The organism is Enterococcus sp. C46 (genome assembly GCF_040887565.1).
In the GTDB taxonomy this organism is placed as follows: domain Bacteria; phylum Bacillota; class Bacilli; order Lactobacillales; family Enterococcaceae; genus Enterococcus_B; species Enterococcus_B lactis.
This window is the reverse complement of sequence record NZ_JBFOGA010000015.1, coordinates 1-20,185: the sequence shown is the minus strand read 5'-3', so window position 1 is coordinate 20,185 and position 20,185 is coordinate 1. Positions and strand designations below refer to the sequence as shown.

General features: G+C 37.8%; 15 protein-coding genes and 2 tRNA genes. 5 read left to right on the top strand and 12 right to left on the bottom strand.

Annotated features, from left to right (window positions below):
• The coding region (locus AB3I27_RS13450; RefSeq protein ID WP_368023021.1) for a collagen-binding domain-containing protein at positions 1–1,599 on the top strand (1,599 nt) is incomplete at its 5' end.
• A 155-nt stretch (positions 1,600–1,754) separates the two neighbouring features.
• Here AB3I27_RS13450 and AB3I27_RS13445 read toward each other — a convergent pair.
• From AB3I27_RS13445 to AB3I27_RS13430, 4 genes are all read right to left on the bottom strand, one after another.
• Positions 1,755–2,741, bottom strand: a complete 987-nt coding sequence (locus AB3I27_RS13445) for a polyprenyl synthetase family protein (RefSeq protein ID WP_002310571.1) — start codon at positions 2,739–2,741, stop codon at positions 1,755–1,757.
• Between the two features lie 22 nt (positions 2,742–2,763).
• Positions 2,764–3,330, bottom strand: coding sequence for a Gx transporter family protein (locus tag AB3I27_RS13440; RefSeq protein WP_002310572.1), 567 nt, complete (start codon positions 3,328–3,330; stop codon positions 2,764–2,766).
• 13 nt (positions 3,331–3,343) lie between these two features.
• Positions 3,344–3,760, bottom strand: a complete 417-nt coding sequence (locus AB3I27_RS13435; RefSeq protein ID WP_002310574.1) for a NusG domain II-containing protein — start codon at positions 3,758–3,760, stop codon at positions 3,344–3,346.
• 208 nt (positions 3,761–3,968) lie between these two features.
• Positions 3,969–5,903, bottom strand: coding sequence for an NAD(P)/FAD-dependent oxidoreductase (locus AB3I27_RS13430; RefSeq protein ID WP_002310575.1), 1,935 nt, complete (start codon positions 5,901–5,903; stop codon positions 3,969–3,971).
• Positions 5,904–6,204: 301 nt separating this feature from the next.
• Between AB3I27_RS13430 and pplA the strand changes: the two genes are divergently transcribed.
• The 3 genes from pplA (at position 6,205) to menA (ending at position 9,298) form a co-directional block, all read left to right on the top strand.
• The gene (gene pplA, locus AB3I27_RS13425) at positions 6,205–7,137 is read left to right on the top strand and encodes an extracellular electron transfer flavoprotein PplA (protein ID WP_002314265.1); all 933 of its coding nucleotides are present in this window, start codon (positions 6,205–6,207) and stop codon (positions 7,135–7,137) included.
• Positions 7,138–7,228: 91 nt separating this feature from the next.
• Positions 7,229–8,332 carry an FAD:protein FMN transferase gene (locus AB3I27_RS13420; protein ID WP_002310577.1) on the top strand — a complete coding sequence of 368 codons (1,104 nt, stop codon included), beginning with the start codon at positions 7,229–7,231 and terminating at the stop codon, positions 8,330–8,332.
• A 12-nt stretch (positions 8,333–8,344) separates the two neighbouring features.
• Positions 8,345–9,298 carry a 1,4-dihydroxy-2-naphthoate polyprenyltransferase gene (gene menA, locus AB3I27_RS13415; RefSeq protein WP_002314264.1) on the top strand — a complete coding sequence of 318 codons (954 nt, stop codon included), beginning with the start codon at positions 8,345–8,347 and terminating at the stop codon, positions 9,296–9,298.
• A gap of 330 nt (positions 9,299–9,628) precedes the next feature.
• On the opposite strand, the gene AB3I27_RS13410 is transcribed toward menA, so the two are convergent.
• Positions 9,629–11,017: a helix-turn-helix domain-containing protein gene (locus AB3I27_RS13410; protein WP_368023020.1), complete on the bottom strand. Its 1,389-nt coding sequence runs from the start codon at positions 11,015–11,017 to the stop codon at positions 9,629–9,631.
• Between the two features lie 448 nt (positions 11,018–11,465).
• On the opposite strand from AB3I27_RS13410, the gene AB3I27_RS13405 reads away from it, so the two are divergent.
• Entirely contained in the window at positions 11,466–12,890 is a 1,425-nt protein-coding gene (locus AB3I27_RS13405) for a helix-turn-helix domain-containing protein (RefSeq protein WP_002320497.1), read from the top strand.
• 90 nt (positions 12,891–12,980) lie between these two features.
• Here the strand turns inward: AB3I27_RS13405 and gor are convergent, their stop codons facing one another.
• From gor to AB3I27_RS13370, 7 genes are all read right to left on the bottom strand, one after another.
• Entirely contained in the window at positions 12,981–14,327 is a 1,347-nt protein-coding gene (gene gor, locus AB3I27_RS13400; protein ID WP_104760425.1) for a glutathione-disulfide reductase, read from the bottom strand.
• 133 nt (positions 14,328–14,460) lie between these two features.
• On the bottom strand, positions 14,461–15,714 hold the full coding sequence (locus AB3I27_RS13395) for a U32 family peptidase (RefSeq protein WP_002310597.1): 1,254 nt from the start codon (positions 15,712–15,714) through the stop codon (positions 14,461–14,463).
• Positions 15,715–15,719: 5 nt separating this feature from the next.
• On the bottom strand, positions 15,720–16,643 hold the full coding sequence (locus tag AB3I27_RS13390) for a peptidase U32 family protein (RefSeq protein ID WP_104760424.1): 924 nt from the start codon (positions 16,641–16,643) through the stop codon (positions 15,720–15,722).
• Between the two features lie 221 nt (positions 16,644–16,864).
• Complete coding sequence (locus AB3I27_RS13385) at positions 16,865–19,351, bottom strand: ATP-dependent Clp protease ATP-binding subunit (RefSeq protein ID WP_002310599.1); 2,487 nt, start codon at positions 19,349–19,351, stop codon at positions 16,865–16,867.
• Between the two features lie 6 nt (positions 19,352–19,357).
• Positions 19,358–19,825: a CtsR family transcriptional regulator gene (locus AB3I27_RS13380; protein WP_002310600.1), complete on the bottom strand. Its 468-nt coding sequence runs from the start codon at positions 19,823–19,825 to the stop codon at positions 19,358–19,360.
• Positions 19,826–19,960: 135 nt separating this feature from the next.
• Positions 19,961–20,034: transfer RNA gene (locus AB3I27_RS13375), tRNA-Arg, on the bottom strand.
• 57 nt (positions 20,035–20,091) lie between these two features.
• Positions 20,092–20,165, bottom strand: a tRNA-Pro gene (locus tag AB3I27_RS13370).
• Positions 20,166–20,185: the final 20 nt, after the last annotated feature.

The window sequence follows — 20,185 nt, the reverse complement described above, 5'->3', positions numbered from 1 at the left end:
ATACAAAAAACTGATTCTTTCATTAATTCTTCAGGTATCCCTACTGGCGACACAAGAGTAAATAAATTTGTCGTTGGTAGTGATGTGGATGTAGCATTACAAGATGGACATCCTACGGTTAATGGATCAAGGCTTGATCACTTAACTCCGGATGATTTTTATAAAGACCGTGATGGTAACGAATATATTGATTTCGAGCAAGAGTTTGCTAGATTGAATGTAGCAGCAAATGACCTTGCAACTGCCACCCCAGGTAAAACATATACTGCTGCGGATTTTCCAGACATGAATAATCGAATAATTGATTTGACTGGTCTATCAGATTCTGGATTTTTATTGGTAAATATCGACGCAGAAGTGTTAACGATGAATACGCCACTTCAAATCATCAATCCAAGTGATCAAGTAGTCGTATTCAATGTCATCAACAGTTCTTCTGCATTGAACGTACAGTCACCAATCAAATACAACGATCGTTCAAATCATGAAACAGAAGATTTTTCGGATGCGAATATCTCTTGGAATTTCGGAAATGAGATGACTGATTTGACAATCAGTGCTCCTTTTCAAGGAACGATTCTTGCGCCTAATGCCACTATTCACATTACTCAAAACCAAGATGGAACGATTATAGGGACAAATGTGATTTTAGATGCGGCTACCAATCGTTGGGATCCTAACGAAATATTTATCAGCGACAATGGTACAGGCGGTACGGATACAACGTCCACAAGTGATAGTACCGACACAACGACTTCAAGCGATAGCACAGATTCTACTACCACAAGTGATAGTACTGACACAACGACTTCAAGCGATAGCTCGGATACAACGTCCACAAGTGATAGTACAGATACAACTACCACATCAAGTGATAGCTCGGATTCTACTACCACAAGTGATAGTACAGATACAACTGCTACAAGCGATAGCACAGATTCTACTACCACAAGTGATAGTACAGATACAACTGCTACAAGCGATAGCACAGATTCTACTACCACAAGTGATAGTACCGACACAACGACTTCAAGCGATAGCACAGATTCTACTACCACAAGTGATAATACTGACACAACGACTTCAAGCGATAGCTCGGATACAACGTCCACAAGTGATAGTACAGATACAACTGCTACAAGTGACAGCACAGATTCTACTACCACAAGTGATAGTACAGATACAACTGCTACAAGCGATAGCACAGATTCTACTACCACAAGTGATAGTACTGACACAACGACTTCAAGCGATAGCTCGGATTCTACTACCACAAGTGATAGTACAGATACAACTACCACATCAAGTGATAGCTCGGATTTTACTACCACTTCAAGTGACAGTATCGATACGGCAGATACAACATTTATCACAAGTGATAGTCGTCATGCAAGTGTCTCTTTCCCAAGAACAAGTTCGGATAACAAGACGAACGTTAACTTAGCTAATAAAACAAGCGATGATCGTTTAAATAAATCGAAAAAAGTACTTCCTAAAACTGGAAGTCAATCAAATAATTGGATAACAATCGCAGGCGTTATATTACTTGTAATCGGTTTAAGAATCACTTTCATGAGTAATAAGAAGTCGAAAAGATAAAAAAAATGAACCGAGATAAAAAATAAAGAGCAACGTCAGTTAGTGACATTGCTCTTTATTTTTGCTTGTTAACATCAAAAAATCCATTTCAAGTGATCCAAAAACACGTAGATTTCATCCTTAGGAATTTATCCACGTGTTGCACCAATTTCTGTTCAGTCTTTGCGGTCTAGAATCAATTGAGTAAGGGAAAAAAGATTTTCTCTCGTTCGAAGAGAGGTATCAGGTAATTTCTTGATTTCTTTCAACGCCTTTTCTGTGTAGGCTGCTGCTAATTTCTTGGCTTCTCCCACACCTCCTGTACGTTCAACGATTTTGCGTACAGCTTCAATATCTTCTTCTGTCATTTCCGTTTTCTTCTCTAAATAAGGCAGTAAACTCTGTTTGTTTTTTTGCAAAGAATAGATCAATGGCAAAGAATAAACTCCTTGACGCATGTCTTCTAGTACAGGTTTCCCGATTTCCTGACTCTCTTTTGTATAATCCAAAATATCATCGATAATTTGGAAGGCCATCCCGATAGAGAGTCCGATATCTCCTGCTTTTTTTGCGAAACGCTCGCTTGTTCCACTTTCAAAAGCGCCAACAGAACAACTTAGTTGGAACAATTCAGCTGTCTTACCTGAGATATTCTCCAAATATTCTTTTACAGAAAGTTCATAATTATAGCGATCATCCATCTGCCCTAATTCGCCATTCAATACTTTTTCCATACTGCGAGAATTCAATTGAAGACTTTTCAGGGAAGTCGAGTAATCAGACAATAGTTTAAAACAGCAGACGAATAAATAATCTCCTGCATAAACAGAAACGACATTCCCAAACTGACTACGGATATTAGGCTGACCACGCCGCAGATCTGCTTCATCAACGATATCATCATGAATCAGTGTGGCCGTATGGAGCATTTCGATGGAAGCTGCCAAAGCGATGGCTTTGTCCCGGTCTTGCTCTGGTCCAAATTGTGAGAACAGTAGCTGATAGGCAGGTCGCAACAGTTTTCCGCCAGCATGGATCGTTTCTTTGATTGCTTGTTCGACAGGTTTGTTTTTCAGACGGACAGTTTCTTCCATCCGTTTTAGTGTTTCTGTCAATTCTTTACTTAAAGCAGGATAGTTTTCCCACATTGGATGTAGCTTCATAAAAAAACTCCTTGTGTGACGATTATTTTTTGGTAAACATCGGGCTCCATTGTTGTTTGGTTCCCTGCTCATAATCTTTTTGGAATCGTTGCAGTGTCTGCACATGTCGTAAAAGATAATTCGCCGCGATTCCGATAGCGATTCCTGACAATATTCCTAAAACGGAAAGGACTGGCAAGTACAGCATGACTGTCCATGATTGCGCAATGAAAGAGGCCATCAAAAGCTGACCGACATTATGCATGAACCCACCGGCCGCACTGATCCCGATGATACTGATACGTTTGGGTCCTAATTGCTTGACCAATAACATCCCAAAATAACTAAGCAGAGCACCGCTCATGCTGTAAAGGAACGTGGAAATCGTTCCACCTAGCAAGGTAGTCAGAAATAGTCGCAGCCACAATAGCAAGAAGCTGTCCCGTTTTTTCATGGTAAAAATCGCAACGATCGTGATCAGGTTGGCTAAGCCCAATTTTGCTCCAGGCGCAAAAGCAAAAGGATAAGGAATCATATTTTCCAATAAGCCAATGATCACTCCTTGTGCAACAAGTAGCGAAATATAAATCATTTTTTGTAATTTGCTCATGGTGTGTGAAGGTCTAATAAATCAGACTGTCTTCGTCACCCCCATCTGTAGATCGGACCTCGATCACTAATTTATGTGGTAAACAAACAATGGTTTCACCATTTTTCGTTGCCCAGCCTCGACGTACGCAGATCTGGTCATCGCAGTCTGCTTCTTTTATCCGTACTCGATCGCCATCTATCTCAATCAAGTTATAATCTCCGTGTTTATCTTTGTAAGTATATGTGTAGCTCTTTTCTCCAGCCATCAAAGGGAATGTTTTGATTTCTGTGCCATCCACACGCAGTACCGCTTCTTTTTCTGCTGTTGCGGTATTTTGCTGAAGACCAAAAATCATGACTGGTAAAAAAGAAAGAACAGTCAAAAGCAAAATAATAAAAACATCCCAAGGTTTGAGCAGACTTTTTTCAGCAAATTCTTTAAGGCTCATTTTTGTTCTCCTTTTTCCAGATTAACTCACCCAATTTTAGCATAAAAACAAGAGGTTGTGACACTTACGTCTTGCTTAAAACAGGAGGTTTATCTCGGGCATCTTATTCCTTTGTTTTACATAAAAAGGAGGCTGCGACGGTTTGCCTCAGCCCCTTTCTATTGAAAATCTTGCATTCAAATAACGTTGTTCATTTATTTTTATCTATTTATTTCTTGCCGTATTGGGCACTTGGTCTACCGTACCACCAATTGCCTAGTGTACGTTGTAGCCACGGAATCACCCAACGATCCAAACCAATCGCACGACCAGAGCCGTTCATCAATGCGAAAGCAACAAAAATGAACCAAATGTTTACCCAATAAAACATTCCTGATAAACAGAATGTGATCACTAATACAATCGTTGTCGCACTGCATAGCCATGTGAATAATCCAGCAATCAATGCTAATGCCAAGGCGATTTCAAAGAATACCATAAATTTTTGGAAGAACATTGCTACATCATTATTTGGCATGATTACTTGCATAATCTTCGTGAACCAGTCTGGTGACTTCTCGATCACAGCCATTGGTTCTTCTCCGTATGCATAACTCAAACCGAAATGTGCAGCATGAGTCGCTGCTTCTCCGGCACTTGCCCCTGCTCCGCTGGCAGCTGTGGTTGCATCTCCAGCAGCAGAAGCACCACTGGCAACATCTGTTACATTATATTCCCACGTCCAAGGAAATACACTGTTTCCAGTGAACCATGATCCTTCACCAAACCAAGTACTTGGTCTGAACACTTCACCATTACCAATGATTTTTTTGGAAGCTTCAACGAACCAAACTAAACCATAGAAAATACGAAGTGGCACACTCCATAAGACGTTACCGTAACGAGAAGAATGTCCTCGAGTCACGTTGCGATCGTCTTTGATATGGAAAAACTCATGCATTAAATATTGGAACATATAATAACCAGAACGAATATCAAAGAAGTATTTCAAATTCACGATATGTTTCATTACGATAGCTAAAAATCCGCTTAAATGGATCTTGTCAAATAGGTTAGCTACCCCCCATTTAGCACCAATAGAAACCATAAATCCTTGATAGTTTCCTTTAAATTTATGCTTTTCTCCGCCTTTGATCGAAGCCACGATATTCGCTGCGGCTGTGTGTCCTGTTTGTTCAGCAGCTTGGACGATTTGCGGTGTCGGTGTTCCTGGAAACTCTTCATAAAAGACTAAATCACCGATGATATAGATGTTTTTATCTTCGTAGCCTTTTGCCTGCATGTATTCATTGGCGATCAACCGCTGTCCGCGTGCTGCTTCTAATCCAAAATCAGCAGCATCAGAAGTTCCTTTAACACCAGCTGTCCAAATCAGTGTGTGGGTCGGAATGTTGCGTCCGTCCTTCAGCTTGATATGATCCGCAGCCACTTCTACGATTGGTGCATTCAATAATAATTCTACATTGTGCTTACGCAAATAGCGTTCAGCTTTTGCAGCATCATTTCGGTCTAACATATTCAAGATCGTCGGCATTGCCTCTACGACCATCAGTGTGATCTCGTTTGGATCCAACTTGTAATCTTTGGCTAAGCGATTTTTCCAGTCAATCAGTTCCCCAATCATTTCAATACCGGTAAACCCAGAACCACAGACAACGAAAGTCAGCATGGCTTTACGCAACTCATCATTTGGTTCCAACGCAGCTTTTGCTACTGTTTTCTCAATATGTTCACGAATCCTTACAGAATCTTCAAATGACCAAAGGGTGAATCCGTGAGCTTTGACACCAGGTGTACCAAAGTCATTCGGCTCTCCGCCCATTCCAAGGATCAGCTGATCAAAAGGATAGGAACCCAATTTGGTCTTGACGATTTTCTGTTCTTTATCGATACCGACAACTGTATCTGTGACAAGTTGCACATTCTTTTGACGAGCAAACAAATGCTGCAGATCGTATTGGATTGCTTCTGGTTCTACACGTCCGCCAGCTACTTCATGCAACTCGGTCATCATAGTATGGTACGAATGACGATCGATCAGAGTAATTGCTACATCTTCTTTTTTCAGTTTTTTTGCCAAGTATTTTGTAGCTGAAACACCGGCATATCCTGCTCCTACAACGACAATATTTTGCTTTGCCATTGATCATCCGCTCCTTATAGACTATCTATATAATGAATATATGATAATTCTTTTAGTTTGATACTTATTACACAATCTCCATATATTATATAGATGTTCTGTTCTTTTGTCTAACTCCTTTTGGATTTTTTTCAAATTTTAAAATAAAGCGTTTTTTCACGAAATTTGCTGAAAGAAAACGTTTGAAATATTACGCGGGTTATTTATCAAAAATAGTTGACTTATAGGCTAAAAAGATTAGAATGTATAATGAATCACAAAGAAAAATTGTGGACTAAAAATGGAATGGTGGGGTATTAAAATGAAGAAAAAACGTTTTGTAACTGGATTTGCCGTGTTAGCATTTTCAGCTCTAGTGTTAGGCGCTTGCGGCGCAGATGATAACGGAAGTTCAAATTCTTCTTCTGAATCATCTACAGCACAATCTTCAACTGCAAAAAGCACAACAGAATCATCTACAAAAGTTGTTGCTGGCGGAGACTTGCAAGACGGCACATATAAATTAGAAGAAAAAAATTATTCAAATGGTTACCGCGCAGTTTTTGAAATGGTTGTAAAAGACGGTAAAATTACTGAATCAAAATATGATAACATCAATGAAAACGGCGAATCAAAAACAAAAGATGCAGAATACAACAAAAACATGGAAGCAAAATCTGGCACAAATCCAGAAAAATATATTCCTGAGTTGAACGACCAATTCTTAAAAGCACAAAGCGCAAGCGGTGTGGAAGTCGTAACTGGAGCTACTCACTCATCTGAAAGCTTCCAAAACTACGCACAACAATTGATCCAAGCTGCTCAAGCTGGGAACACAGATACAATCGAAATCGACAATGGTGCTGATTTGAAAGACGGCACTTACAAGCTAGAAGAAAAGAACTACTCTAACGGCTACCGTGTGCAATTCGAAATGACAGTTGCTGGCGGCAAAGTAACTGAATCAAACTTTGATTATATCGACAAAGACGGTAAATCAAAACAAGATGATACAGAATACAATGAAAACATGAAAGCCAAAAGCGGAACAGAACCAAAAACTTACATCCCTACTCTTAACGATGAATTCGTCAAAGCAATGGGTGAAGAAGATGGCTCACCTGCTGATGTAGAAGTTGTTACAGGTGCTACACACAGCTCACATTCATTCATCATGTACGCACAACAATTAGTGAATGCAGCTGAAAAAGGCGACACTCAAACAATCGAAGTAGACAATATCGTAACAGAGTAATATCATATAACCATATTAATAAAAGTTGGAGGGTGGGACGATAGCCAGATTAGGCAGTCGTCTCACCTTTCAAAATGAAGAGAGGAAAACAATGCGGAAAAAACTACTATTTTCCTTAATCACACTGGGCATCTCTTTTATGGTGCTAACTGGCTGTACTAATTCAGCAAAAAAAACAACCACTGAAAGTTCAGCTTCTACCAAGATCTTGAAAGATCCGTACTCTGATGAACAGTTCTTGTTAGGGACTTACGTTCGTATCCGTGTGTATGATGAAGGCAAAGAAGCAGCATTGAAACCTGCCTTTGATCGAGTAAAAGAGCTTGGTGATAAAATCACGATCAACCAAAAAGGTTCCGAGATTGATGAAGTGAATGAACAGGCTGGAATCAAACCCGTAAAAGTTTCTGACGACGTCTACACATTAGTCAAACGAGCCTATGAATACAGCCAAGATTCTCAAGGCGGATTCGATATGGCAATCGGTGCAATCACTCAATTATGGCGAATCGGATTTGATGACGCCAGAAAACCTTCACAAGAAGAAATCGATCAGGCATTGAAATTAGTGGATTATCATAAAATTGAACTAAATGACCAAGAAAAAACGGTCTATCTAAAAGAAAAAGGAATGATCATCGACTTAGGGGCGATCGCCAAAGGCTACATTACAGACGAAGTAGTGAAAGTCTTGAAAAAACAAGGTGTGACTACTGCTATCGTTGATTTAGGTGGGAATGTCTATGTCTTAGGACACAGCCCAAGAGGCGAAAACCAAGACTGGACAGTCGGCATCCAAGATCCAAATATGGCTCGTGGCTCTGTTTTAGGTTCTATCAAAGAACGGAACAAAACATTAGTTACTTCTGGAATTTATGAGCGCTATCTAGAAGTAGATGGCAAAAAATACCATCATTTGTTTGATCCAAAAACAGGTTATCCATTCGACAACGATATCGCAAGTGTCACGATCATAACAGATAAATCCATTGATGGTGACGGTCTGTCTACAGCAGTCTTTTCAATGGGTGTGAAAAAAGGTCTGGAATATGTTGAAAGTGAATTGAACAATGGGACGGAAGCAATCTTCGTGACAAAAGACGATAAAGTATATGTGACCGATCCGATCAAAGACACTTTCAAATTATCTGAGGACTCCCATTACACGATGGGTGACCGTTCTGAACTAAAATAAGGAGCACGAACCATGACACTAAAAATCTTTTTAGAAGTAGTTGAAATACGAACAAAGGTGGCTAGTGTATTTCCTTTTGCGGTAGGGGTATTATTCTCTATCGCTTTTTTTAACGAGATACATTGGTTGAACACTTTTTTATTTTTTGTTGGGATGCTAGTTTTTGATTTAGCGACAACCGCGATCAATAATTACATGGATTATGAAAAGGCGCATTCTGAAGTATATAAGTATGAAGAAAACGTCATTGGTCGCCGAAATCTATCCCCTGTATTGATCCGAAACATGATTTTAGCGATGATCGCATTTGTTTTTGTTATTGGCGTTATTTTAACAATCAATACGGGTTGGCTTTTGCTTTTGATGGGATTTATCTGTTGTTTCATCGGAGTATTTTATACATTCGGTCCCATTCCCTTGTCACGAATGCCTTTAGGGGAAATCTTCAGCGGGGTGACTATGGGACTTGGGATTTTTGCCATGGTCGTTTATGTCAATACATTCGGTTCGGATGTCTATGATCTGACAATCGATTTTTCATCCGGACAATTTGCTTTGGTAGGAAACCTTTGGGCTGTAGCAGCCATTGTATTGGCTTCCTTACCCTTGGTGTTTACGATTGCCAATATCATGTTAGCTAATAATTTACGAGATCTTGACCGCGATATTGAAAATCATCGCTATACACTGGTTTTTTATATCGGACGCCCAGCAGGAACAGTCTTATTCCAGTTATTGATGTATGCTTGCTATTTTGTGATCTTGATGGGCTTGTTGAGTGGTATCTATGAATGGCCAATCTTAGTCACCTTCTTGACTTTGCCAATTGTGAAGAAGCATTTAGATCAATTCAAGCAAACATTACCCCAACCTATCAGTTTCAGCTATTCCATCAAAAATATGGTCTTGTTCAATGCTAGCTATGTATTGGGTCTATTACTAACGATCATTGTGCAATCCATTTAACGATTTGAAGAGGTTGTGACAGAAGTGGTCAGCTTCAAGAAATAAGAAGGAGTTTACGAAAATTGCTTTTCAAATTTTTGTGAAATTTCGGCTTATTTCCGAAGAAGTTACTTCTGGAACACCGTTTATTCGGAAAAAGGAACTGCGACAAGACTTTTGTCACAGTTCCTTATTTTTTTGATTCGTATCAGCGAACTTGATGAGAATTTTCTTGAACTAATGAATTTCTCATAGACTTAGCATTTTTACGCGCTTGTCCTACTTTATTTTCTAAGTTTGGATTTTGTTTATTAATCTCTCCTTCTCTACGCACAGCTGGCAATAAATTGTTCAACTCTTGAGATATTTCTTGTTCATTGAGAAGGTGTAACTTGACATTAGCAGTATCAGCAAGATCTTTGATCGTACTGATAGGTCGTATTGGTTGATCAGTGTATAGTCTAAAGAAAAAACATCTTTTTCATAAATATCGATTTTCTTAAAAGAAGGGTACTTATTCAAAATCAAGTTCTTATATAAAATAGGCAGTCCCATTTCTTGTGAACTTAATAACAAAATAGACCGTTCTTTTAATTTTGGCTCCACTTGATGCAGTAATTCATTCGAAGAGACAATCAGCTCCAACAGTAATTCTTTTAACAAAAGTTCATTTTTCCGTACAGAGGACAAGTTAGAGATAATCAATGCACTTTGATAAGCTTCCCATATCTGGACTTTTTTCTTTAGGATTTTCTTATAAAAGATATCTGCATAGCTGACTTTGAAAAAAGTCAATTCTTTATAAAAGGTAATAAAACTGGTAAAATGCAAAACCTTTTCAGGTGTGACCGTTTCATTGATATTGGAAAGATAATAGAAATGTTTAAGAAACAGTTCTACTCTTCTGAGCATATACTCATCCGTTTCAGCTGGATTGGTAAAAAGCAGACTGAGATATGGACTCAAAATATTTTCTATATTTTCTCTACTGATCACAAATTTATAATTTTGATTAATAAGTGTGCAGAAGACAGTATCACTCTTGATCGTTTCCATAATTGAATCAACGACAGCTGGTCGATCTGCCAGTTCCTCTTTAGGAATCAGATGGTCGTTCCCGATTCGAATGATCGAAGTAAAAATATAATAGACTGTATAAATGATTTTAGAAGAGCTAGCATCCCGTCCTTGCTTGATCAAACAGCGTTTCAACATTTTATAAATCATTTCAAAATAAGGAAGATCTTTTTCTTTGCAGATTTCTTTGAACATACTTGAGAAAAATTTGCGAATATAGATTTCATCACCGATGATTTGAAGTCTGGTGGTTAAGATGATTTGTATATCTAATCTTTCTTTTGAAAAGTACGTATTTATTTTGGTAATGATTCTCCTGACACTTGTCTTACTCAAAAATAATTTAGCTGAAATCTCAGTTAGTGATGGTTCTGAAATCAGAATGTATTTTAAGACTTCTATATAGATAGAATTATTTAGGATCTTGATAAAAATATCATTTAAATTGAGGTTACTGGGTATTTTCAACGTTACTTCTTTATACTGATTGACCTCGATGTACGCAGGAAAACAAGAAGAATTAAAATTATCAATATCTGCAATAATTGTTTTATCCGTTACTTTTAGCTCTTCCGCGAGGTCGTTGATCTCAGCCATATCCATGCTTAACAAGCAGATCAGCATGATTTGTCTCTCTAGTTGCTTTTCTAAAAATCCTACCATTTTTTTCTTCCCCTTTTCTCGTTTGCTATTAAATCTATCCTACAGTTATTTACGCTAGAATTTAGTATTTTTTTTTTTCTATTTTGGAAAACCTGTTTCTTAAAAACTGTTTTTATATGTTATAATTATTATTTTTGGATAAACAGTATAAATAACTATATCTAATGGAGCATATATCAAATTAAAAATAACAAAAATACAAAATATCAAACTATTTATTTTATAGTTATTACGTTATTTTAATTAACAAAAATATGAGGTCAAAGCATTCTGTTTTTGCTGTTTATTCTGCCTGTTGCTTAAAATTGTTGAACAAACATACAAATGAATCAATTTTCTCTATAACGTGGGATAATGATTAAGAGCGACTGAAAAGAAAGGAAGTGAAGGAGCGTTTTATCTATTATTTCTTAAAAACGCAGTTGGAAATATGACAGAAGATATAACTATGCTTGAAAAATTATCAGAAAGACAGTTAAGATTAGCCATGCTTTTGAGTATGGATTCATTTTATTTAGAAGACTTAGAGAAGAAAATTGCTGTAACAAAAAAAACACTCTTATCTGATATTGCCGCATTTAATTTTGTTCATTCTCCGGCATCTATTCATATCGACGAGCATCAGAAAGTTTCTTTGAGATTACCTTGTGAATATAATTTAGAAAGCATCACGAGTACTATCTTAAAACATTCAAGCCATATACAAGTGTTGAAAATCATTTTGATGCAAGAACCTTGTATTGCTAAACTAGCTGATCAGTTATTTATGAGTACAGCAAGTATTCGCAGAATCATTATGTTTCTGAATGAATCCTTTCAAAAGCGAGGATTTCTTTTTAGAATCCACACTACTCCATATGTACATATTCAAGGTGAGGAGAGACAAATACGTTTTTTCTACTGCAGTTTATTCGAGGAGATCTATACACCGGATCAACTTCCTCATTACCAAATATTGTCTGCAGCTATCAAACGATACATGAAACTTTATCCTCCATTAAACAAACTATCTGTCCACAAACAGCTGTTTTTGATTTATTATTTTTTGATTTCTATTATCCGGCTCGGAAAGAAACATAGATTATCCGATCAGTTGAAAAGCCAACCTCTCGAAATGGATATTGATTTATTTTTTGAGCGAACGAAAAATAACGTTACATTTTGCTCCGTTATGGAGAAAAATTATCATTTCTATTTAACTAAAGAAACAGCTAGTGAACTTTTGCGTCCAATCAGCCAGATGATCCATTTTGCTTCTGTAAAGGCGCCAGCTCATGAAATCAAAAAATTAAGAAATTTGTCACAAAATTTCTATCGTTCTTTATCTACTGATACGATGTTATCTGATCAGCAATTAAATTACTTGTATCATTTGATTTCTTTCAAGAAGGAGTTTTTACCTTTTCTAACCAATTCCTTTAAACAATTCTTTGTGATCGTCTTGAATTCGGATCCACTCATTCTTTCTTTTTATGAACAAGCATTAGTGGAAGAAAATTATTCGTTTATTCTAACCAATCGTCTATTATATGAAGAATTGCTGGAAGAACTGGTTTTGCTGTCTCCAGCTCTTATTGATCGAATCATTCCAAAAAAAAAGACATATACAGTCATGATCCTTTCTTCTCAAGAACCGAAAGTTTGTTTCTTATATAAGGAATTGTTAACTAAAAAATTTCCTGAGATAAAAGAAATAAAAGAATATCAGGATAGCTTTTTTGATTTGAACTATCGGTTGATCAATCAATATGATTTGGTTTTGACCGACTTTCCTTTAGATAGGAATCAGCTGAATACGAAGATAATCAAAATATCCAACTTCCCTGCTTATTCGTTTTGGGAAAATATCGAAGCCATCTTACATAAACAATGAAAAAATAAAAAGCCCGAAAATCAGTATACAGATTTTCGGGTTTTACATTGGTTTATTCAATAAAAAGCTACTAGAACTGCTAGTATTAAATTATCGCATCGTTACGAATTCTTCCGCTCCTGTTGGATGGATGGCTACTGTATTATCAAAGTCTTCTTTAGTTGCCCCCATCTTGATAGCCACAGCAAAACCTTGTAGCATTTCATCGACACCTACACCAATGGCATGCAAGCCGACAATTTTTTCTTCTTTTCCGACGCAAATCAATTTCATTTCGCATTTTTGGCGATATTCATTCAAAGCAAAGTACATTGGAGTAAAGCGTGAACGATAAACTTTCAGGTCATTTTCTCCGTATTTTTCCAATGCTTCTTCTTCTGTCAATCCAATCGTTGCAATTGGTGGATGCGTAAAGACGACTGTCGGAACAAGATTATAGTCAAGATAAGAATCTTTCTTCCCATTAAACAAACGTTCCGACAAACGTCGGCCAGCTGCGATTGCAACAGGAGTCAAATCTAATTTACCGATCACATCACCAACCGCAAAAATATGTTCATCCGTTGTGTTCTGGTATTTATCTACTTTAATAAATCCTTTTTCGTCCAATTCGACATTTGTATTTTCCAAACCTAAATTTTCAGTATTCGGCACACGCCCGCCTGCAAAAAGGACACAATCACCAGTTAAGGTTTCGCCATTTTCAAATAACACCGTGTATTCGTCATTGTTTTTAGTGATTTCTTTAGCCATATGATGTGCGTAAGTCTTGATCCCAGCTTCTTGGTACATTTGGATCAGATTGTCCGAAAGCATTTTATCAAACGTTCTAAGTGGACGTTCTTTTCGGTATGCCCACATGACTTCACTACCTAAACCACGAAATACACCTGAAAGTTCAGCTGCGATGTATCCAGCACCTAAAGCGATTGCTCTCTTAGGTAATTCCCTTAATTCAAAAAATCCATTTGAATCAATGGCGTACTCACCACCAGGAATGCCCATTTTGCTTGCACGGCCTCCAGTCGCAATCAAAATTTTAGGCGCATGATAAGTTTCACCGTTTACTTCAATCGTTTGACTATCGATAAAAGTAGCATATCCTTTTATAGCCTCGACATGATTGCTATCTAATCCTCTTTGGTAAGCACCGTGTAGAAAATCAATATATTTTTCTCGTCTTTCTACTAGACCAGCGAAATCAACACTTTTTAAATCTGCTTGGATGCCGTAACTTGGAGCATCGCGTTCAATTGTTTCCAAAATCGTACTTGCTTGCCACATGACTTTTTTAGGTACACAACCGACATTGACACAGGTTCCGCCTAATTCATTTGCCTCAATCAGCAAAACTTTTGCGCCATGCATCCCTGCTCTGTTTGCTGAAGCAATACCGCCAGAGCCGCCACCAATTACGATGTAATCATATATTTGCATTTTGTTCCTCCTTATTGAAGAGATCAATCAAAACCTTTATTTAACGATCCTTTTTCTACAGAAAACAAGTGTAACACTTTTCTTAGATTTTGTATGCGAAGATGCTTGAAACAAAGATGTATCAGCTTTTTCTTTATTTGCGTTTCCGGATCATATCTCCAGGTTTCACTGGTTGTGCAACTGGCATGGCCAAAACCATCATTGGATTTGGTGCTCGGTCAATGGATTCCCCTTCTTCATTATGCATGATTTCGACTGTTTGACTGAAATGACTGAATCCTGGACCATAAAATTCGATTTCATCCCCTACAGAGAATAAGTTTCTCTGACGTATCGTAGCAATCTGTGTTGCCTCATCATAAGATAATACTTCACCGACAAATTTATATACTGGGATTTTACGACGTTCACCAAATAATTGCTCGTTTTCAGTTGGTGTATTGTAATAAAAGCCTGTAGCTAACTCTCGTTGTGCCACTTTCCATAACTCGTCGATCCATTCTTGTTTGCAGACATAGTTTTCAGGATCTTCCATATAGCTGTCTACAGCTGCTTTATAGACATTTGACACTGTAGATACATAATGGATCGATTTCATTCTTCCTTCGATCTTGAAGCTGTCTACGCCGTTTTCAATCAATTCTGGAATATGCTCGATCATGGACATATCAACTGCACTCATCGAGAATTCTTCTTCAATTTCTCCTGTATCAGTCAAACTATTTCGTTCTTGACCAAAAGGCATATCGAACAATCCATATTTCCAGCGACAAGATTGAGAGCATCCGCCACGATTCGCATCTCGCATTGACATATGGTTGGACAATGTGCAGCGACCAGAATAAGAAATACACATGGCTCCATGAATAAATGCTTCGATTTCGATATCCGTATTTTTACGGATTTCTGCCACTTCCTCCATTGAAACTTCACGAGCTAAAACGACACGTTCCAACCCTTCCTCTTTCCAGAATTCCAATGTCTCAAAATTGGTTGCTGAAGCTTGAGTAGATAAATGGATCGGCAGACCTGGAGCTTCTGTCGCGCAAATTTCGATCAAAGCTGGATCAGAAACGATCACTGCAGAAATACCGACATCGCGCAGACTACGGAAAAATTCCCCAGCGCCTTCTTCATTTCCTTCATGGGTGACCATATTAGCAGCAACGTACACTTTTGCATCGTGTTCTTTTGCAAAAGCAACCCCTTCAGCCATTTCTTCATAAGTAAAATTACCTGCACGGCTTCTTAAACCATACGCATTTCCGCCAATATATACTGCATCTGCTCCATAATGGATCGCTGTTTTTAACTTTTCCAGTGTTCCTGCTGGCGCTAAGATTTCTGGACGTTTCAATTTTCTTTTTACTGTCATTTCATTCATCATACTCCTTATTTGATAGCAGAAGGATCAATATAAAAGAATCCTGTATCTAATTCCCGGTTTTCAGGATGCAATTTGTTGATTTCGCTCGTCAATTTTTCTGCTTTTTCTTGATTCCAGCTACCTTCTAAAATTTGTTTTTTTGCTTCGGCGAATAGTTGAGTGATAGTCACGAAATTTTCGCCTGGAGTAAATAACCCGTCCAATTTCCATGTACGGTAATGATGCTGATAAAGTTCATTCAATTCATTCGAGAGATTTAGATCATTACTGGCAAAAATATGTGTGCCATGACTATCTTCATAAATAGAATAATGTGTCTCTTCTTTTTTTGGTTCCGAGATAAAAAGACCTCTTTCACGATCTTTTTGTTCGTCTTGCTTCGTATAGTTATAGTAATTCTGTAGCAGTGGACGTTTGGATTGATGGATGCATGTAGCACCATACACAAGGATTTCTACAGGAATGTCGAGTTTTTCTTCCATCGCCTTCATCTCTTCAAAAGGAACTTCACGAGCAAGTACTGCGCCAACTGCGCCTTTTTTCGCCCAGAAATTGATTTGACGTGCACTCGTTACTAATGTTTCAGCATCATAAATATACGGTATACGCAATTCAGGATTCTTTTTCATCGTATAAATGATACCTGTATCACCAACTGTGATCACATCTACGTTTATTTCTTTTAAAAAAGCCAAATATTCAGGTATATTTTTCATTTTTTCAGGATGAATGATCCCATTTACAGCAATATTTGCTTTTTTACCATGCTTGTGTGCTAATTCTACTAATTGTCGCTGTTCTTCTCGTGTGAACGAAGCAGGCAGACGCAATCCAAATTGCTCTTCACCGAAATATAGTGTGTCTGCACCTGCAGCAAGCAACTGTTCTGCTTGTTTGATAGTCTCTACTGTGGTTATGAGTTCGATCATAATTTCCTCCTCCTACAACTTCATAATAGTAGCATAGCTCTAAAAACTTTCCAATACTTCTTCTATTTAAAGTCGGATTTTTGAAAATTATTTCACAAAAAGTCAAAATAAAGTTCGATATATTCTGTCCAAATATAAAAAGAGATTGTGACAAAAATCTTGTCACAACCTCTTAATCAAGTCTTACTATTATAAAAATTCAGCTAACACAGACCGAGTACCTATAGGGAACCTACTGTTTCCTTTTTAGGCCCGCGAACATTCAATGTGATTTTTCCCTTTGATGCACCTACTGTTACGTGGTCACCTAAGCGAATCTCTCCGCCAAGCAATGCCTCGCTCAATCGATCTTCAATTTCTTTTTGAAGTGCGCGACGGATTGGACGTGCACCATATTCAGGATCAAATCCGGCTTTCCCGATCACATCGATTGCAGATGGGGTGATTTTCACTTGAATATCTTGTTCTTTCAATCGCTTGATAATCGCTTTACTCATGATTTGGACGATTGTATGGATTTCATCTTTACTCAATGAATGGAAGACGACAGTCTCATCAATTCGATTCAAGAATTCAGGTCGGAAAGCTTTCTTTAACTCTTCTAAGATACGTTTTTGCATGGCTTTGTGATCCTTCGTGACATCTTGGACATTAAATCCGACATTTTTTTCTTCTCGAATTTGTGTCGCTCCGATATTTGAAGTCATAATCATGATCGTATTTCTAAAGTCCACTTTTCTACCTTTAGAATCTGTTAAATGACCATCATCCAATACTTGCAGAAGTAAATTGAAAACATCTGGATGTGCTTTCTCCACTTCATCTAAGAGAATCACTGAATATGGTTTTTGACGAATTTTTTCTGTCAACTGTCCACCTTCATCATACCCTACGTATCCTGGAGGAGATCCGATTAATCGGCTTGTACTGTATTTTTCCATAAATTCTGACATATCAACACGGATCAGGGCATCTTCGCTTCCGAACATGACTTCTGAAAGTGCTTTGGCCAACTCTGTTTTTCCGACACCAGTTGGTCCAAGGAACATAAATGATCCAATTGGACGGTCAGGATCTTTCAAGCCGCTTCGTGCACGACGAATGGCGCGTGAAACTGCTTTGACAGCCTCATCTTGACCAACCACCCGTTCATGCAGGAGACCTTCCAATTCTAACAAACGTTCACTTTCTTTTTTCTCCAACTGCTGTAGAGGGACACCAGTCCACTCCGATACAACTGTAGCAACATCTTCTTCCGTTACACGATCAGAATATCCTTGTTCTTGTTTTGCTTCGATTGCAGAAACTTTTTGTAGCTTTTTACGTAGTGCTTTTTCTTGTCTACGTAATTGCGCAGCATTTTCAAAGTCTTGTTTTTGGATCGCTGCTTCTTTTTCTTGTACTAATTCATCAATTTCTAATTTGATTACAGTTGATTTTGTTAAGTGATCGGTTTGATCCAAACGGACTTTCGCCGCTGATTCATCAATCAAATCAATAGCTTTATCAGGTAGTTGACGAGAAGTGATATAACGAACAGAAAGATTAACTGCTGCCCGCACAGCTTCATCTGTAATCTCTACCCCGTGGTGCTCTTCATATCTTGAACGCAATCCTTGAAGAATCTCTTCCGCTTCTTCAGGAGTTGGTTCATCTACTTGAATTCGTGCAAAACGCCGTTCTAATGCAGAATCTTTTTCGATATATTTTTGATATTCGTCTAGAGTCGTTGCTCCAATCGTTTGTAATTCTCCTCGAGCTAACGCCGGTTTCAAGATATTCGAAGCATCAATTGCTCCTTCTGCGCCACCTGCACCAATTAAGGTATGCAATTCATCAATGAACAAGATTACTTGACCATCATTATAGATTTCGTCAATGACTTTTTTCATTCGATCTTCAAATTCACCGCGGTATTTCGTACCAGCAACCAAAGATCCCATATCAAGCATCATCAGGCGCTTTTCTTGCATGTCTTCTGGTACTTCACCTAAAATGATTTTTTGAGCTAACCCTTCAGCAATGGCTGTTTTACCTACGCCAGGTTCACCCACCAATACAGGGTTGTTCTTTGTCCGTCGGCTAAGAATCTGGATAAGCCGTTTCACTTCTCTAGAACGTCCAACAACTGGGTCCAACTTGTTTTCTTTTGCTAATTTCGTTAAATCACGTGCTAATGAATCTAGTGTAGGCGTGCCTTGTGGTGTTTGCCGTTTATCTTGTATATTTCTACGACGATTCATTCCCTTTCCACCCGAATCACCAGCTAGTCCCATTTTTTGTTTCAGAACTTGTCGGGCTTTTGAAAGGCTGATACCTAAGTTGATCATAATTCGAGTAGCCATGATACTTTCATCTTTTAATAAGCTCATCAAAATATGTTCTGTTCCAACTTTTTGAGAACCCGTTTTCTTTACTTCGCTACTAGCTAAAGCAAAAACTTGTTTCATTCTTGGAGAATATGGAAGAAAGACTCCTTTAGGGTAAGAACGGATACCGCCATAACCAATCAGATGTTCAATTTCTTCATAAATTTCTGTCTCATTCAAATCCATTTCACGTAATACTTTTCCAGCAATTCCATTTTGTTCAACTACTAACGCTAGTAAAACATGCTCTGAACTAACTGATTGATGTTTCAATCGTTTTGCTTCTTCTTGTGCAATTTCTAATACCGCTTGGGCTCTTTCAGTAAAAAGTTCTTCCATCTAATCTCACTTCCCATCTTCATAACTTAAACGTTCCAGAAATGCTCGGAGAATCCGAGCACGTGTATGATCTTCAAATTCATTGAAATTCAATGTGTTTTTTGCAATTGCACTTAACATCAAGTTTCCTTCTTTTTTTGTAATTATTTGGTCTTCATAAAGTTTTTGAATAATAGCAAAAGCATTTTTCTCACTGATTGTATCATCAAACAACTGATTTATCTGCTCAAGTAACTGTTTTTTATCTGATATTCTTACTTTCGCAATTCGTATATAGCCGCCACCCCCGCGTTTGCTCTCTACTAAATAACCGCGTTGGATGGTAAAACGGGTATTAATCACATAGTTGATTTGTGAAGGAACACAGTTAAAGAGGTCTGCCATTTCAATCCTTCGAATCTCGATCATTTCACTATTTTCCAGAATTTTCTTTATATATGATTCAATTAAATCCGAGGTATTCTGATGTGCCATCTTATTCATTCCCTTTGACTAATATTGACCTTAATTATAACGAATTTGGTAATAGAAAGAAAGAAGAACGCTTTTTGTTAAATAAATCCTTTAGAATCAACAAAAAAAAATACGGAATATGCTATTCCGTATCGACGCGCCCAAGAGGAGTCGAACCCCTAACCTTTTGATCCGTAGTCAAACACTCTATCCAGTTGAGCTATGGGCGCATATTCAATTTAAAAAAATTATAAATCATTTGAAAACAAAAAGCAAGATAAAAAAAATCGGGAAGACAGGATTCGAACCTGCGACCCCTTGGTCCCAAACCAAGTGCTCTACCAAGCTGAGCTACTTCCCGTTTAAAAAATAAAAAAGACT

Coding starts and splice junctions, on each gene's coding strand:
- AB3I27_RS13445 (WP_002310571.1), bottom strand. CDS start 2,741: ATGAAGCTACATCCAATGTGGGAAAACTATCCTGCTTTAAGTAAAGAA.
- AB3I27_RS13440 (WP_002310572.1), bottom strand. CDS start 3,330: ATGAGCAAATTACAAAAAATGATTTATATTTCGCTACTTGTTGCACAA.
- AB3I27_RS13435 (WP_002310574.1), bottom strand. CDS start 3,760: ATGAGCCTTAAAGAATTTGCTGAAAAAAGTCTGCTCAAACCTTGGGAT.
- AB3I27_RS13430 (WP_002310575.1), bottom strand. CDS start 5,903: ATGGCAAAGCAAAATATTGTCGTTGTAGGAGCAGGATATGCCGGTGTT.
- pplA (WP_002314265.1), top strand. CDS start 6,205: ATGAAGAAAAAACGTTTTGTAACTGGATTTGCCGTGTTAGCATTTTCA.
- AB3I27_RS13420 (WP_002310577.1), top strand. CDS start 7,229: ATGCGGAAAAAACTACTATTTTCCTTAATCACACTGGGCATCTCTTTT.
- menA (WP_002314264.1), top strand. CDS start 8,345: ATGACACTAAAAATCTTTTTAGAAGTAGTTGAAATACGAACAAAGGTG.
- AB3I27_RS13410 (WP_368023020.1), bottom strand. CDS start 11,017: ATGGTAGGATTTTTAGAAAAGCAACTAGAGAGACAAATCATGCTGATC.
- AB3I27_RS13405 (WP_002320497.1), top strand. CDS start 11,466: ATGCTTGAAAAATTATCAGAAAGACAGTTAAGATTAGCCATGCTTTTG.
- gor (WP_104760425.1), bottom strand. CDS start 14,327: ATGCAAATATATGATTACATCGTAATTGGTGGCGGCTCTGGCGGTATT.
- AB3I27_RS13395 (WP_002310597.1), bottom strand. CDS start 15,714: ATGATGAATGAAATGACAGTAAAAAGAAAATTGAAACGTCCAGAAATC.
- AB3I27_RS13390 (WP_104760424.1), bottom strand. CDS start 16,643: ATGATCGAACTCATAACCACAGTAGAGACTATCAAACAAGCAGAACAG.
- AB3I27_RS13385 (WP_002310599.1), bottom strand. CDS start 19,351: ATGGAAGAACTTTTTACTGAAAGAGCCCAAGCGGTATTAGAAATTGCA.
- AB3I27_RS13380 (WP_002310600.1), bottom strand. CDS start 19,825: ATGGCACATCAGAATACCTCGGATTTAATTGAATCATATATAAAGAAA.